The following is a 14,478-nucleotide window of genomic DNA, read 5'->3' as shown; positions in this document are numbered from 1 at the left end:
AGCGGCGCGAATCTATGCGATGTATGGCATTACCGAGGCGTTCCGTTCCACTTACCTTGCGCCCGCGCTGATCGACGCGCATCCGGATTCGATCGGGCGAGCCATACCTTTTGCCGAAGTGGCGATCGTCCGCTCGGATGGCTCGCGTGCCGCCCCTGGCGAGCCCGGCGAGATCGTTCATGCTGGACCGTTGGTCTCGCTAGGGTACTGGCGCGACCCGGCACGCATGCCCGAGCGTTACCGTTCCGCGCCGCCATGGTTCGAAATGTCGGGGCAAGCCGTTTTCTCCGGTGATATCGGTACGGAGGACGCGGGCGGGCTGTTCCGCTTCGTCGGACGCAATGACGAGATGATCAAGTCGGCGGGCAACCGCATCAGTCCGACCGAGATCGAGGAGGCGGTGCTGGCGGGTGGGGAGGCGAGCGAGGCGATTGCGGTCGGGGTACCCGACGAGCGGCTTGGTCAGATGATCGCGGTCGTACTGGCGGGCAATCCTGCGGACGAGCCGAAGCTCCGCGCGAGACTGCGCACCGAGCTGCCAAGCTTCATGCAGCCGGGCCGGTATGAGTGGCGGGGCGCGCTGCCGCGCAACGCGAACGGCAAGCTCGACCGGGCGGCGATCGCGGCCGAACTACGGGGATCATCGATATGAAGGCGGTGGGACCGATCCCGCCGGAGTTCGTCGAGCAGCAAGGCGCGCTCACGATCGCTGGCCGGACGGCGGAGGACTGGGCGGCGGAGGCCACGCCGTTGTTCGTCTATGACCTCGCCATCGCGACCGCCCGCGTGATGCGGTTCCGCACGGCGTTCCCGAATGTCGCGCTGAGCTATGCGATCAAGGCCAACCCGCATCCGCCGCTGGTCGCGCGGATGGCGGAGCTGGTCGACGGATTCGACGTCGCGTCGGCCGGCGAGCTGCGCCTCGCGCTTCGAAGCAAGCCCGCCGCCCGGATCGGCTTCGCGGGGCCGGGCAAGCGCGACGCGGAGCTCGCCGAGGCGATCACGGCGGGTGCGACGATAAACCTGGAGTCCGAAGGCGAGGCCACGCGGGCGCTGGCGATCGCCGACCGGATCGGTTCGATGCCGCGGCTCGCGGTGCGGGTCAACCCGGACATCGAACTGCGCGGTTCGGGGATGCGCATGGGCGGACGCCCGTCGCCGTTCGGGGTCGACGCGGCCCGCGCGGCGGCGCTGGTGCGCCGCGTTGTCGCTGCGGGTGCCGACTGGCGTGGACTCCATATCTATGCGGGCAGCCAAGCCCTCGACGCGCAGGCGATCATCGACACGCAAGCCGCGACGATCTCGCTCGTCGCAAGGCTGGCGGATGAAGCCGGAGCAGCCCCGCCGGTCGTCAATCTGGGAGGCGGGTTCGGGGTGCCGTATTTCGCGAACGATCGTGCGCTGGACGTCGAGCGGGTCGGAGCGGCGCTGGGAGGAGCGCTGGAGCAGCGGCACGAGATGCTCGCCGACACGCGGTTCGCGATCGAGCTCGGGCGCTGGCTGGTCGCGGAGTGCGGGGTGTATCTGACCCGCGTCGTCGACCGCAAGGAGAGCGGGGGCGAGGTGTTCGTCGTGGTCGATGGCGGGCTGCATCACCAGCTCGCCGCCTCGGGCAATTTCGGTACGGTGGTCAGGCGCAACTACCCGCTGGCGGTTGCCGGGCGCATGGGCGAGCCCGCGACCGGGACGGTTTCCGTCGTGGGCTGCCTATGCACCCCACTCGACCGGCTCGGCGACCGGATCGCGTTGCCGCATGCGGAAGTCGGCGACCTAGTCGCGGTCTTCATGGCGGGCGCGTACGGCGCGACCGCGAGTCCGACGGCGTTCCTGGGCCATCCGCCCGCGACCGAGCTCTTGGCCTGAACGCCCGAAACGGACCGACCCCGAGCCGACGCAGCGGACGTTCCTAACGCTATCTTCACCCCTCGCGAGCATAGCCGAAGCTCAAGCCGCACGGTTTTTTCGGGGTTCGCCCCACGGAGCCGCTCGGCCCGAGGAGGCCTCCTGCATGCCCGTATCCCGTTCCATCCTCACCGGCCTGATCGCGGCGACCGCGCTGTCCGGGTGCGCCGGGAGCGCCGGTGATCGGCCCGTGCTGCCGCCCGCCTCCTACGTCGCGAACAAGGAGACGCCGGGCGAGGAATACGTCATCGGTCCGCTCGATCAGCTGCAGATCTTCGTGTGGCGGAATCCCGAACTCTCCTCGAAAGTCCAGGTTCGGCCCGACGGCCGCATCACCACGCCGCTGGTCAGCGACATGCCCGCGGTGGGCAAAACGCCCGCCACGCTCGCCGACGACATGAAGAAAGCGTTGGCCGAATATATCAACGCGCCGATCGTGTCGGTGATCGTCGAGAACTTCTCGGGGACGTACAGTCAGCAGGTCCGCGTCGTCGGTGCGACGGAGAAGCCCGCCTCTATCCCGTTTCGCGCGAACATGACGCTGCTCGACGCGATGATCGCGGTCGGCGGGCTCAGCCAGTTCGCCGCCGGGGACAAGGCGCGGCTTGTCCGGTACGAGCGCGACACGGGCAAGCAGCGCGAATACGGACTGCGCATCTCCCGGCTGCTCAAGAAGGGCGATTCAACGGCAAACGTCCGGCTTGAGCCGGGCGACGTGATCATCATCCCCGAGTCCATGTTCTGAGTTCGGCCGGACGATGAACGGCCTGCTCGACGAGGCGCGGCTCGCGCTGCATGCGGTATGGACGCGGCGCTGGCTGGGGCTGGCGGTCGCCTGGGGCGTGTGCGTCCTGGGTTGGCTGGTCGTGTCGCAGATCCCCAGCCGTTACGAGGCCAAGGCGCGGGTATTCGTGCAGATGCGGTCGATCCTGCCCGCCGATCTCGCCGGCGTGCCGAACGACCAGCAGCGCGACGTGGATCAGATCCGCCAGACGCTGATCTCCAACGTCAATTTGCAAAAGGTGGTGCGCGGCACCGACCTGGCCCAAACCGTCTCGACCGACCGCGAGGTGGCCGACCGCGCCGCCGGGCTGGCGCAGTCGATCAAGGTGACGGCGGCGCAGGACAACCTGTTCGAGATCGCCACATCGGCGGCCAGCCCCAAGCTGGCGCGAGACATAACGCAAAAGCTGATCGATATCTTCGTCGAGTCGAACTTGGCGGGTGACCGGACGCAGACCGCCCAGTCGCTCCGTTTCCTCGACGGCCAGCTGGTCGAGCAGCAGAAGCAGCTCGCCGACGCCGAGATGAAGCGCGCCGACTTCCAGAACGGGTATCTGGGATCGCTGCCCGGCACCGGCACGGTCGCCGACCGGATCGGCGCGGCGCGCGCGCAGATGTCGCAGGTCGACAGCGAACTGGCGGGCGCGGGCTCCAGCCTGGCGGCGGTGCAGGGCCAGCTCGCGGGGACGCCGGCGACGGTGTCGGTGCCCGGCATGGCGGCCGGCGCGGGACCGGCGCGCGCGCGGCTGTCGGCCGTGCAGGGGCAGCTCGCCGATGCGCGGACGCGGGGCTATACCGAAAGCCACCCGGACGTGATCGCGCTCAAAGGCCAGCTCGCGGCGGCTACGGCCGCGGCGCGGCGCGAGCCGCTGATGGGCGGCACGGGCGGCGGCGGGACGCCCAATCCGCTCTATCTCTCGCTCCAGTCGATGCAGGCGGACCGCGGCGCGCAGGTCGCGGCACTCCGGATGCGCAAAGCCCAGATCCAGGGCGATCTCGACGCGCTCGCCGCCAAGCTGGCGATCGATCCCGAGGTCGCGGCGCGGCAGGGCGAGGTCGATCGGCGCTATCAGGTGCTCAACGACCAATACGATCAGCTGTTCGCCCAGCGCGAGCAGCTCCGGTTGCGCGGGCAGGCGCAGAGTGAAGCCGCGCCGGTGCGCTTCTCGGTGATCGACCCGCCGCGTGCGTCGTCGACGCCCAGCGCACCCAACCGGCTGCTTTTACTGACGGGCGTGTTGTTCGCCGGGCTCGCGGGGGGCGTGGGCGCGGCGTTCATGCTGGCGCAGCTCCGCCAGACCTATCCGACCACGCAGCGGCTGGAGCGGGCGAGCGGCATGACGGTGATCGGATCGATCGGCGAGGTCGTGACCCGGCTGCAGGCGGACGAGCGCGGACGGCGGCTGAAGCTGTTCGCGGGCGGTGTCGGCGGTTTGGCGGGAGCCTACCTGCTGCTGCTCGGCGTCGAAATGCTTCAGCGCGGGCTCGCGGCATGAAGAGCGAACCCGCGACCAAGCCCGCGCCCGGCGGCTCGCTGCTCGAACGCGCCGCCCAAACGTACGATTTCCGAGCTTACGTTCGCCCGGCCGCTCCGGCGATCGCGCCCGTGCCCGCGGCGATGCCGATCGATCCGACGCTGGCGGCGATCCCGGCCGAGTTCCTGGCAAGCGCCGACCATGACGACTTCACGCCGCCGCCGATCGACGGGGCGGTGGTCACGATCGACCGCGCGATGCTGGCCGAGCGGGGCATGATCGTGCCCGGCGCGCCCGTCGGCCCGCTCGCCGAGGAGTTCCGGCTCGTCAAGCGCCACCTGCTCGGTCTCAAGCGGCTGATCGCGGAGGGCGACCATCCCGACCGCGCGCGCACGATACTGGTGTGTTCGGCGCGACCGGGCGACGGCAAGACCTTCTGTGCGATCAATCTCGCGCTCTCGATCGCGGCGGAGCGTGACACCGAGGTGCTGCTCGTCGACGCCGACTTCGCCAAGCCCGACATATGCCGGCAGCTGGGCCTGCCCGACGGACGCGGCTTGCTCGACGCGCTCGACGATGGCACGGTCGATCCGGAGGCGTTGGTGATCCGGACCGACGTGCCCGGCCTAGCCGTGCTGTCGGCGGGCACGCGGACCTCCGCCGACACCGAACTGCTGGCGAGCGCGCGGACGCGCACCGTGATCGCGCGGCTGCTGGCGGCCAACCCACGCCGCGTCGTGCTGTTCGACTCCCCGCCGGCGCTCGCCGCGTCGCCCGCGTCGGTGCTCGCGACGCAGGTGGGGCAGGTGATGCTCGTGGTCCGCGCCGACCGCACCGGCGACGGCGAGCTGCGCGAGGCGGTGTCGCTCCTCGACGGATGCGAACATATCGAGCTGCTCCTGAACGCGGTCCAGTTCGTGCCGGGCGGCCGTCGCTTCGGCAGCTATTACGAGCGGGAGGACGCGGAATGATCCGCGCGCGCTTATCGTTGGCAGCGGCGTCGGCGCTGACGGTCGCGGGCTCGGCGAGCGCTCAGGAAGCCGCTACTCGGCGCGCGCGGACGTACGTTCGACCCTATGTCGAGGCGAGCCAGATCCTGACCGCCGACCTTAATGACGGCGACATCGTCACCTTCACCACGTTGTCGGTCGGCGTCGATGCGGGCGTCAACACCGCGCGCTCCGAGGCGCAGATCGGCCTGCGCTACGACCGGCTGATCTCGTGGGATGACGATGTTGGCGATAGTGACGTGCTGTCGGGTCTCGCGCGCGGATCATATCTGGTCGCGCCCGGCCTTACGATCGAGGCCGGCGGCATCGCGACGCGTGCGCGCTCCGACAATCGCGGCTCCGCGCCCGGGGTGCTGATCGGCGAGCCCGACAACATCACGCAAATCTATTCGCTTTATGCGGGGCCGACGCTCTCGCGCCCGGTCGGGATGGCGCGGCTCGATGCCGGGTACCGGATCGGCTATACCAAGGTCGAGACGCCGGACTCGGTGCTGCTCGCCCCGGGCCTCGGGCGGCGCGATTTCTACGACGACGCGACCAACCACCTCGCGACCGCGCGGCTGAGCGTCGCGCCGGGTGCGGTCCTGCCCGTCGGGCTGGCGCTGAGCGCGGGATACGAGCGCGAGGATGCGGGGCAGCTGGGTCAGCGGTACGAGGGGGTACTGGTGCGGGGCGACGTGCTCGCGCCCGTATCCGCCACCGTCGCGCTCGCGGCCGGCGTCGGCTATGAGAAGATCGAGTCGAGCAGCCGACAGCCGCTCGTCACGCCCGAGGGCGCGATCGCGGTCGACGACGATGGCCGCTTCCTGAGCGATCCTAGCCGGCCGCGCCGCGTCGATTACCGCACCGACGGCGTCTATTACGATGCGGGCGTGGTGTGGCGGCCCAATCGCCGCACCGAAGCCCGCGCGTCGATCGGCGAACGGTACGGATCGTTCAGCGGCACGGGCTCGCTCAGCTACCAGGCGTCCGAGTCGGTCGGCCTCGCGGTCGGCGTCTATGACGGCGTCCAGACCTTCGGGCGGCAGCTGCGCCAGGGTATCGCCAACCTCCCGACCAGCTTCGTGTCCGCGCGCGACCAGTTCACGCAAACATATAACGGCTGCGTGTTCGGCACTTCGGGGCGGACGCCGGGCGGGTGTCTGAACGCAGTGTTCCAGTCGATCAACACGACCAGCTACCGCGCGCGCGGGATCGACGCGGTGATCTCCGCGACGCGCGGGGTGCATCAGTTCGGCGCGGGCGCGGGGTACGCCAACCGCCGCCTCCATGCCGGCCGCCTGCCGGTCGGCGTGACGGTGTTCGGCGTCGAGGACGAGAGCGTCTACGGCTCGCTCTTCTACGCGCGCTCGCTGACGCCGGCCTCTGGCTTCAATGCGCAGGCGTTTCTCAACTACTACAACACCGTCGGCCTGGGCGACGACGAGGTCTATGCCGGCGGCGCGGTGGCGACCTATTTCCACCGGTTCGGGCGCCTCCAGACGACCGCCTCGGCCGGGATATACGGCTTCCAGGTCGGTGACTTCGACGATCAATGGTCGGCGCAGGCGCTCCTCGGCGCACGCTACAGCTTTTAGGGATAAGACCCATGTACGATCAGCATTTCGGCCTGACCGGCAGGCCCTTCCAGCTCACCCCCGATCCCGGTTTCTGGTTCGCGACGGGGACGCACCGCAAGGCGATGGCTTACCTCGGCTACGGGCTGGCGCAGGGCGAGGGCTTCATCGTCGTCACCGGCGACATCGGCGCGGGCAAGACGACCCTGATGGGGCATCTGCTCGGCGATCTCGACCGCACGCTGCTAAGTCCGCTCACGATCACCTCGACCGCGATCGAGGCCGACGACCTGCTCCGCATCGTCGCTACCGGTCTGAGTGTCGATCCGGCGGGCCTCGCGAAGGCGCAGCTGCTCACCGCCATCGAGCGCGGGCTGCATGCCGTCGCGCGCACGGGGCGGCGCATGCTGCTGATCGTCGACGAGGCGCAGGCGCTCCCCGTATCGGCGCTGGAGGAGCTGCGGATGCTCTCCAACTTCCAGGCGGGCGGCGGCCACGCGCTGCTTCAGATCGTGCTGCTCGGCCAGCCCGAGTTCCGCGACCGGCTGCAGGGGTCGGACCGGCTGGAGCAGCTGCGCCAGCGGGTGATCGCGATCCATCATTTGGGTCCGATGAGCGAGGACGAGGTCGCGGACTATATCGCGCACCGCCTGTCGGTGGTCGGCTGGACCGGTAGGCCCGATTTCACGGTCGACGCCTTTCCGGCGCTGTTCCGGGCGTCGGGCGGCGTGCCGCGCCGTTTGAACCAGCTCGCCGGACGCGTGATGCTTCATGCCGCGATGGAGGGGCTGGAGCTGATCGACGCCGCCGCGGTCGAGGCGGTCGCCGCCGACTTGCAGGCGGACATGGCCGCGCCCGCGCCCGTCGCCGATCAAGTTCCGGAAATCCGCGCCGAGCTGTCGCGCGCCATCCCGATCCGTCCGGCCGCTCCCGATGCCGACCTGATCCAGCGGATCGCCGCCCTGGAGAAGCGTATCGAGTTGCAGGACGTCGCCCTCCGGCGTGTCCTGACGCTTCTCGTCGACTGGATCGAGGGTGACGGTGCTTCACCGCTGCTAGGCACGCTGCGCGAACGTGCGGCTTGAACCCTATGCCGGACGGCAAAATCTTGAACGGCATGTCCGTCGACGTGGAGGAATGGTTCCAGGTCGGCGCATTCGAGCGCGTGATCGCCAGAGGCGACTGGGACGGGCTCGAGTCACGCGTCGTGCGCAACACGGGCGCGGTGCTCGACCTGTTCGAAGCGGCGGGGGTCACGGCGACCTTCTTCACGCTGGGCTGGGTGGCCGACCGGCATCCCGCGCTGATCCGCCGCATCGTCGCGGCCGGGCATGAGCTGGCGAGCCACGGCTGGGACCACCGCCGCGTCTTCACCATGACCCCGGCCGAGTTTCGCGCCGACCTGGCCCGCGCCCGCGTGGCGTTGGAGGATGCAGGCGGTGTCGGCGTCGCCGGCTACCGCGCCCCGAGCTTCTCGATCGACGCGCGCACGCTCTGGGCGCACCCCGTGCTGGCGGAGGAAGGCTACATCTATTCATCCAGTGTCGCGCCCGTGCGCCACGACCATTACGGCTGGCGCGACGCTCCGCGCTACGCCTTTCGCCCGCTCGCCGATGCGGCGCTGATCGAGGTGCCGGTGACGGTCGCCGAGATCGCCGGGCGCAGGGTGGCGACGGGCGGCGGGTTCTTCAGGCTGCTCCCGGCGGCGCTGACCGATCTTGCGGTCCGCCAGGTGAACCGCGACGGGCAGCCGGCGATGTTCTACTTCCACCCATGGGAGATCGATCCCGGTCAGCCGCGCGTTCGGAACGCGCCGCTCCGGTCGCGCCTGCGGCATTATTCGCGGCTGCGCGCGATGCCGGGCAAGCTGCGCCGTCTGCTGGAACGGCACAAGTGGGGCAGGGTGGACGAGGCGCTGACAAGACTTGCTCACACCTACCCCCGTCACCCCGGGCTTGACCCGGGGTCCCGCTTCGTTGGTGCGGATGTGCGTATCCACGAGAAAAGCGGGACCCCGGGTCAAGCCCGGGGTGACGAGGTGGGGGCGGTCGCATGACCTTCCATGCCGTCGCCGCGCCCGTCGGCGTCCGCGAGGCCGACCTCCGCTACACCGCCGAATGCGCGCGCATCGACGCGTTCGTGCGCGAACGGGCGGGCTCGCCTTTCCATCTCGCCGCCTGGAGCCGCGCGGTCGAGCAAGGCTGCGGACAGCGAGCGCGTTACCTCGTGGCGGAGCGCGCGGACGGCGCGATCGCGGGCGTCCTACCGCTCACCGAAATCCGCTCGCGACTGTTCGGCCGCGCGCTCGTTTCGGCCGGCTTCGCGGTAGGCGGCGGCGTGCTGGGTGACGCGGTCGAGCCGCTCGCGTCGGGTGCCTGGGCCCTGGCGGAGCGGCTCGGCATTGCCGAGGTCGAGCTTCGCGGCGGCGCGGTGCCGACGGGCTGGACAGTCGACGACGCAACGTATCTGGGGTTCGCGCGCCCGCTCGCGGCGGACGACGAGGCTGAACTGCTGGCGATCCCGCGCAAGCAGCGCGCGCAGGTCCGCCGCGCGCTCGGGCTCGACCTAACTATCGCGGCCGGCCGCGACCGTGCCGCCCTCGCCGAGCATCACCGCGTCTATGCCGAGTCCGTCCACCATCTCGGCACTCCCGTCTTTCCCGCCGCGCTGTTCCGCGCGGTCATCGGGTCGATGGACGCCGACGTGCTGACGATCCGGCACCAGGGCATGGCGGTCGCCAGCGTGCTCAGTCTTTACGCCGACGGCACGGTCTATCCTTATTGGGGTGGCGGCAGGGCGGCGGCGCGCGGCCTGCGCGCGAACGACCGCATGTACCTCGCCCTCATGTCGCATGCCCGCGCGCGGGGCTGCACCCGCTTCGATTTCGGGCGCTCCAAGGCGGGAACCGGCGCGGCCGCGTTCAAGAAAAACTGGGGCTTCGAGGGGACCCCGCTCGCCTACGCCAAGCGGAGCGTCGGCGCGGCGCGGGCCGTGAACCCGCTCGACTCCAGATACGCCGCCAAAGTGGCTTTGTGGAAACGGCTGCCGCTCCCCGTCGCGACCGCGATCGGCCCGTGGATCAGCCGGGGCCTGGGGTGAGCGATATCCTGTTCCTGGCGCACCGCGCGCCGTTCCCGCCCGACCGCGGGGACAAGATCAGGAGCTGGCACGTCCTCCATCATCTGGCCGATCGGGCGCGGGTGCATCTGGTCGCATTCGGTGAGACGCCCGCCGACCGCGAGCCGCCGCCCGAGCTGGCGGCGCGGCTCGCCTCCTGGACGATAGTGCCGCGTTCCAAGCCGCGCGCCTGGGCCGCGATGCAGGCGCTGGCGACCGGCAAGCCGGTCTCGCTGCTCGCCTTCGCCGACCGGCGTGTAGCGGCGGCTGCGGCGCGGATCAGGGCCGAGCATTCGATCGCGGCGACCTACATCTTCTCCGGGCAGATGGCGCAATATGCCGGGCCGGAGCGCACCGTCATGGACTTCGTCGATGTCGACTCGGCCAAGTTTGCAGGGCTGGCGGAGCGGGGTAGGGGCCAGCTCGCCTGGGTGCTCCGGCGCGAGGCGCGGTTGCTGGCCGCCTACGAGCGCGCGGTCGCGGCGCGCGTCGACGCCGGCCTGTTCGTGACGGAGGCGGAGGCGGCGCTGTTCCGGTCGGGCGGTGCGGAGGGCCGCATACTCGCGGTCGAGAACGGGATCGACGCGGCCTTCTACGATCCCGCCGCGAGCTTCGCGCGGCTGGACGAGCGAGGCCCGCTCCTCGTGTTCACCGGCCAGATGGATTACGAACCCAACATCGACGCGGTGACGTGGTTCGCGAACGACGTGCTCCCTCGTATCCGGGCCCGCCACGACGCGGCGCGCTTCGCGATCGTCGGCCGCGCGCCGACAGCGGCGGTCCGGGCGCTCGAACGATACGAGGGCGTGATCGTAACCGGAACGGTCGACGACGTCCGCCCCTGGCTCGCGGCGGCGGACATCGCCGTCGCGCCGCTCCGCATCGCCCGCGGCATACAGAACAAAGTGCTCGAGGCGATGGCGATGGCGCGGCCGGTCGTCGCGACGCCAGCTGCAGCCAAGGGGATCGATCACGGGGAATCGCTCCGGGTGGCGGACGATAGCTTCGCGTCGGCGGTATGCGACCTGCTCGACCGGCCGGACGAGGCGCGCGCGCTCGGAACGTCGGCGCGGGCGTGGATGCTCGCGCGCTACGCCTGGCCTGCGCGCCTCGCCCCGCTCGATGCGTTGCTCGGCTTCGGTGGATTGGCACCTGCCGCATGACGATCGCGGTTCCGGCACGCGCGTTCGACTTGAGCTCCTCGGTCTGGCGTCGCCACGGGGTCGCGCTCGCGCTGGCCGTTGTCGCCATCCTGCTCCTGTTCCGCACCGACCTCGCCGACCTGGTGCGGCTATGGTGGACGAGCACGACCTACGGCCACTGCCTGTTCGTCGCTCCCGTCGTCGCCTGGCTGGTATGGCAGCGACGGCGCGAGCTGGCGGTGCTGACGCCCGTCGCCTGGTGGCCGGGGCTGGCCGTCGTCGCGGCGGGCGCGTTCGCATGGCTGCTGGGCGACGCGGGCGGCGTGGCGCTGGCCCGTCACCTGGGGCTGGTCGTCATGCTCCAGGGCGCGGTCGCGTCGCTGCTTGGGCCGAACGTCGCGCGCGGGCTGGTCTTCCCGCTCGGCTATCTGTCGTTCCTCGTCCCCTTTGGCCAGGAGCTCGAACCGCCGCTCCAGCAGGCGACGGTCGCGATGGTGACCCCGCTGCTCGGGCTGGCCGGCCTGCCCGCGGTCGTGGACGGGGTACTGATCCATGCCGGCCGCTACTGGTTCGAGGTGGCCGAAGCCTGCTCGGGATCGAAGTTCGTGCTGGCGATGCTCGCCTTCGGGGTGCTCGTCGCGGACACCTGTTTCTGGTCGTGGCGGCGGCGGGCGGCGTTCCTCCTGGCCTGCGTCGTCGTACCGGTGCTCGCCAACGGCGTGCGCGCGTTCGCGACGATCTGGGCCGCCGACCTGACATCGGTGGAGGCAGCGTCGGGTTTCGACCATATCGTCTATGGCTGGGTGTTCTTCGCGCTCGTCATGGCGGGCGTCCTCGCGCTCGGCTGGCGCTGGTTCGACCGCGCGCCCGACGATCCCGCGTTCGATCCGGCGCGGTTGGCGGAACCGGTCCGGCACCGAGTGGATCTATTGCCCGCTACTCTGTTAGTGGTCGCGGTCGCCGCCGCCGCGCCCGCCTGGTCCGCCGCGATCGCCGGGCGCGAGGCCCCGTCGCCCGCCCGCATCGACCTGCCCGCCGTTCCCGGCTGGACGCGCGCGCCGCTGAGCCGAACCGCGCCGTGGCGACCGCATTATCCTGGAGCCGACCACGGCCTGTTCGGTCGTTATGTCGACGGACGAGGGAGCGCGGTCGACATGGCGGTCGCGCTCTACGCCCGGCAGGGAGAGGGACGAGAGCTCGTCGCTTTCGGGGTCGGGCCACTCCGCGAAGGCGACCGCTGGGTGCGCGTTTCCGACGGCCCGGCCGTGGCGGGCGGCTCAACGATGCGGATCACCGCGCCCGGACCGGACGAGCGCCCCGTGGAACGCGTGGTCGCGACATGGTACCGCGTCGGCGACGTGACCACCGCCGATCCTGCCTACGCGAAGTTCGAGACCGCCCGCGCCCGCCTCTTGGGAACGGACCAGCGCGCGGTCGCGCTGCACCTGTCGGCGGAGGGCCCGGACGCCCGCGCCGCCATCGGCCGGTTCGCCGCAGCGCTCGGCCCCATCGGCCCCGCGATCGACCGCATCGCCTACCCAAGCTGATGTGCGGCATCGCGGGCGTGTTCCACAACGCCACCCCCAAGCCCGTCGATCCCGCGCGGATCGGCGCGATGATCGCGGCCATGGCGCACCGCGGCCCGGACGGGGAGGGCGTGTGGACCGCGCCCGGCGTCGGCTTCGGCCACCGCCGCCTGTCGATCATCGACCTGGAGGGCTCGCCGCAGCCCATGTCCGACGGCGACCTGACGGTGACCTACAATGGCGAGATCTACAATTTCGCCGAGCTCCGCGCGGAGCTGACGGCGCTGGGCGCCCGTTTCCGGACGGCTGGCGATACGGAGGTGCTGCTCCATGGCTGGCGTGCCTGGGGCGTCCGCGTGCTCGACCGGTTGAACGGCATGTTCGCCTTCGCGCTCCACGACGGAGGGAGCCGCACGTTGTTCCTGGCGCGCGACCGGGTGGGGGCGAAGCCGCTCCATTATGCCGAGCTCGCCGACGGGTCGATCGCCTTCGCGTCCGAGCTGAAGGGCCTGCTCGCCCACCCGCTGCTCCGCCGCGAGCCGGACCTGCGCGCGGTCGAGGATTATCTCGGGCTCGGATATGTTCCCGATGATACGTGCATCGTCGCGGGCGTGCGCAAGCTGCCCGCCGGCTGTTTCCTGCTCGTCGAGCGCGGCAAGCCGCTCCCCGAACCCCGGCGCTGGTGGGACATCGACTTCTCCAACCGCGCGACCGGATCGGCCGACGCTCTCGGCGAGGAGCTGCTCGACCGCATGCGAACGGCGGTGCGCAGCCGCATGATCGCCGACGTCCCGCTCGGCGCGTTCCTGTCCGGCGGCGTCGACAGCTCGGCCGTCGTGGCACTCATGGCGGAGGCGGACCGCCGCGCGGTCCTCACCTGCACGATCGGCTTCGACGAAGCCGGCCATGACGAGCGCGCCCACGCCCAGATCGTCGCCGACCGCTTCCGCACCGACCACCGGACACGCGTCGTGTCCCCGGACGACTTCGCGCTGATCGACACGCTCACCCACGCCTTCGACGAGCCGTTCGCCGACGCCTCCGCGCTCGCCACCTACCAGGTGTCCGCGCTCGCCCGCGAAAGCGTGACCGTCGCGCTGTCGGGCGACGGCGCGGACGAGGCGATGGCCGGCTATCGCCGCCACCGCTTCCACGCGGGCGAGGAACGGATGCGCGGCTTGCTGCCCGCCGCCGCCCGCGGCAAGTTGTTCGGCACGCTCGGTCGCCATTATCCCAAAGCCGACTGGGCACCGCGACCCTTGCGCGCCAAATCGACCCTGCTCGCGCTCGCCGGATCGGGAGAGGAAGCATACGCCCGCGCGGTCGGCGTCACCACGCCCGAACTCCGCGCGCGCCTGTTCTCCGCCGAGGCGCGCCGCGCGCTGGACGGTTACCGCGCCGAGGACCGCTACATCGCCACCATGCGCGCCGCGCCCGCCCGGGACGGCCTCGACCGCGCGCAATATGCCGATATCAAGCACTGGCTGCCCGGCGACATCCTGACCAAGGTCGACCGCACCAGCATGGCTGTCTCGTTGGAGGCGCGCGAGCCGCTGCTCGACCATCGTCTGCTCGAATTCTGCGCGACGCTCCCGCCCGCGCTCCGTCTGCGCGGCGGCCAGGGCAAGTGGCTGATGAAGCGCAGCCTGGAGCGGCACCTCCCGCGCGAAATCCTCTACCGCCCCAAGATGGGGTTCGTGACCCCGGTCTCCGCCTGGTTCCGCGGTCCGCTCGCCGCCGCCGCTGCCGGCCTGGCCCGTTCGCGCGTGCTGGCCGACACCGGCTGGTTCGACCTTCCCGCGCTCTCCGTGCTCGCCGCCGACCACCGCGCCGGCCGCGCCGACCATGGGCGCACGCTCTGGCAGTTCCTCATGCTCGAGCGGAGTCTCGGGCAGCTCTTCGGCGGATCGATCTAAATATAAATCAACGTTGTCGTCGTGCGGTAACACAACCCTAACCCGGCATTT

The 14,478-nt window shown here is 70.7% G+C and carries 12 protein-coding genes; all 12 read left to right on the top strand.

Features of this window, described 5'->3' with window-relative positions:
- Positions 1 to 652, top strand: a 652-nt coding sequence (locus ACFE7F_RS09655; RefSeq protein ID WP_375403644.1) for an AMP-binding protein, incomplete at its 5' end; no start/stop codon positions are given.
- The gene (locus ACFE7F_RS09650; protein ID WP_375403643.1) at positions 649 to 1,863 is read left to right on the top strand and encodes a pyridoxal-dependent decarboxylase, exosortase A system-associated; all 1,215 of its coding nucleotides are present in this window, start codon (positions 649 to 651) and stop codon (positions 1,861 to 1,863) included. The genes ACFE7F_RS09655 and ACFE7F_RS09650, both read left to right, overlap by 4 nt.
- A 145-nt stretch (positions 1,864 to 2,008) precedes the next feature.
- Positions 2,009 to 2,647 (top strand): XrtA/PEP-CTERM system exopolysaccharide export protein, encoded by a 639-nt coding sequence (locus ACFE7F_RS09645; RefSeq protein WP_375403642.1) that lies wholly within the window; start codon positions 2,009 to 2,011, stop codon positions 2,645 to 2,647.
- A 13-nt stretch (positions 2,648 to 2,660) separates the two neighbouring features.
- Entirely contained in the window at positions 2,661 to 4,181 is a 1,521-nt protein-coding gene (locus tag ACFE7F_RS09640) for an XrtA system polysaccharide chain length determinant (protein WP_375403641.1), read from the top strand.
- Entirely contained in the window at positions 4,178 to 5,131 is a 954-nt protein-coding gene (locus ACFE7F_RS09635) for a P-loop NTPase (RefSeq protein ID WP_375403640.1), read from the top strand. The genes ACFE7F_RS09640 and ACFE7F_RS09635 overlap by 4 nt, the downstream gene beginning before the upstream one ends.
- Positions 5,128 to 6,747, top strand: coding sequence for a hypothetical protein (locus ACFE7F_RS09630; RefSeq protein WP_375403639.1), 1,620 nt, complete (start codon positions 5,128 to 5,130; stop codon positions 6,745 to 6,747). Before ACFE7F_RS09635 ends, ACFE7F_RS09630 begins: the two co-directional genes overlap by 4 nt.
- Before the next feature lie 11 nt (positions 6,748 to 6,758).
- Positions 6,759 to 7,811, top strand: coding sequence for an ExeA family protein (locus ACFE7F_RS09625; protein ID WP_375403638.1), 1,053 nt, complete (start codon positions 6,759 to 6,761; stop codon positions 7,809 to 7,811).
- A 32-nt stretch (positions 7,812 to 7,843) separates the two neighbouring features.
- Complete coding sequence (locus ACFE7F_RS09620; protein ID WP_375403645.1) at positions 7,844 to 8,782, top strand: XrtA system polysaccharide deacetylase; 939 nt, start codon at positions 7,844 to 7,846, stop codon at positions 8,780 to 8,782.
- On the top strand, positions 8,779 to 9,825 hold the full coding sequence (locus ACFE7F_RS09615) for a FemAB family XrtA/PEP-CTERM system-associated protein (protein WP_375403637.1): 1,047 nt from the start codon (positions 8,779 to 8,781) through the stop codon (positions 9,823 to 9,825). Before ACFE7F_RS09620 ends, ACFE7F_RS09615 begins: the two co-directional genes overlap by 4 nt.
- Positions 9,822 to 11,006, top strand: coding sequence for a TIGR03087 family PEP-CTERM/XrtA system glycosyltransferase (locus tag ACFE7F_RS09610; RefSeq protein WP_375403636.1), 1,185 nt, complete (start codon positions 9,822 to 9,824; stop codon positions 11,004 to 11,006). Before ACFE7F_RS09615 ends, ACFE7F_RS09610 begins: the two co-directional genes overlap by 4 nt.
- Positions 11,003 to 12,532, top strand: coding sequence for an exosortase A (gene xrtA, locus ACFE7F_RS09605; RefSeq protein ID WP_375403635.1), 1,530 nt, complete (start codon positions 11,003 to 11,005; stop codon positions 12,530 to 12,532). The genes ACFE7F_RS09610 and xrtA overlap by 4 nt, the downstream gene beginning before the upstream one ends.
- Complete coding sequence (locus tag ACFE7F_RS09600; protein WP_375403634.1) at positions 12,532 to 14,427, top strand: XrtA/PEP-CTERM system amidotransferase; 1,896 nt, start codon at positions 12,532 to 12,534, stop codon at positions 14,425 to 14,427. Before xrtA ends, ACFE7F_RS09600 begins: the two co-directional genes overlap by 1 nt.
- The last annotated feature ends 51 nt before the right edge of the window (positions 14,428 to 14,478 follow it).

The organism is uncultured Sphingomonas sp. (assembly GCF_964235535.1).
Lineage (GTDB): Bacteria > Pseudomonadota > Alphaproteobacteria > Sphingomonadales > Sphingomonadaceae > Sphingomonas.
Note: the sequence above shows the minus strand (reverse complement) of the source record. Positions and strands in the feature narration are given on the sequence as shown.

What these genes read in the sequence shown, in the direction of transcription:
- ACFE7F_RS09615 (WP_375403637.1), top strand. Translation starts at nt 8,779, where the DNA reads ATGACCTTCCATGCCGTCGCCGCGCCCGTCGGCGTCCGCGAGGCCGAC.
- ACFE7F_RS09625 (WP_375403638.1), top strand. Translation starts at nt 6,759, where the DNA reads ATGTACGATCAGCATTTCGGCCTGACCGGCAGGCCCTTCCAGCTCACC.
- xrtA (WP_375403635.1), top strand. Translation starts at nt 11,003, where the DNA reads ATGACGATCGCGGTTCCGGCACGCGCGTTCGACTTGAGCTCCTCGGTC.
- ACFE7F_RS09620 (WP_375403645.1), top strand. Translation starts at nt 7,844, where the DNA reads ATGTCCGTCGACGTGGAGGAATGGTTCCAGGTCGGCGCATTCGAGCGC.
- ACFE7F_RS09645 (WP_375403642.1), top strand. Translation starts at nt 2,009, where the DNA reads ATGCCCGTATCCCGTTCCATCCTCACCGGCCTGATCGCGGCGACCGCG.
- ACFE7F_RS09635 (WP_375403640.1), top strand. Translation starts at nt 4,178, where the DNA reads ATGAAGAGCGAACCCGCGACCAAGCCCGCGCCCGGCGGCTCGCTGCTC.
- ACFE7F_RS09630 (WP_375403639.1), top strand. Translation starts at nt 5,128, where the DNA reads ATGATCCGCGCGCGCTTATCGTTGGCAGCGGCGTCGGCGCTGACGGTC.
- ACFE7F_RS09650 (WP_375403643.1), top strand. Translation starts at nt 649, where the DNA reads ATGAAGGCGGTGGGACCGATCCCGCCGGAGTTCGTCGAGCAGCAAGGC.
- ACFE7F_RS09640 (WP_375403641.1), top strand. Translation starts at nt 2,661, where the DNA reads ATGAACGGCCTGCTCGACGAGGCGCGGCTCGCGCTGCATGCGGTATGG.
- ACFE7F_RS09600 (WP_375403634.1), top strand. Translation starts at nt 12,532, where the DNA reads ATGTGCGGCATCGCGGGCGTGTTCCACAACGCCACCCCCAAGCCCGTC.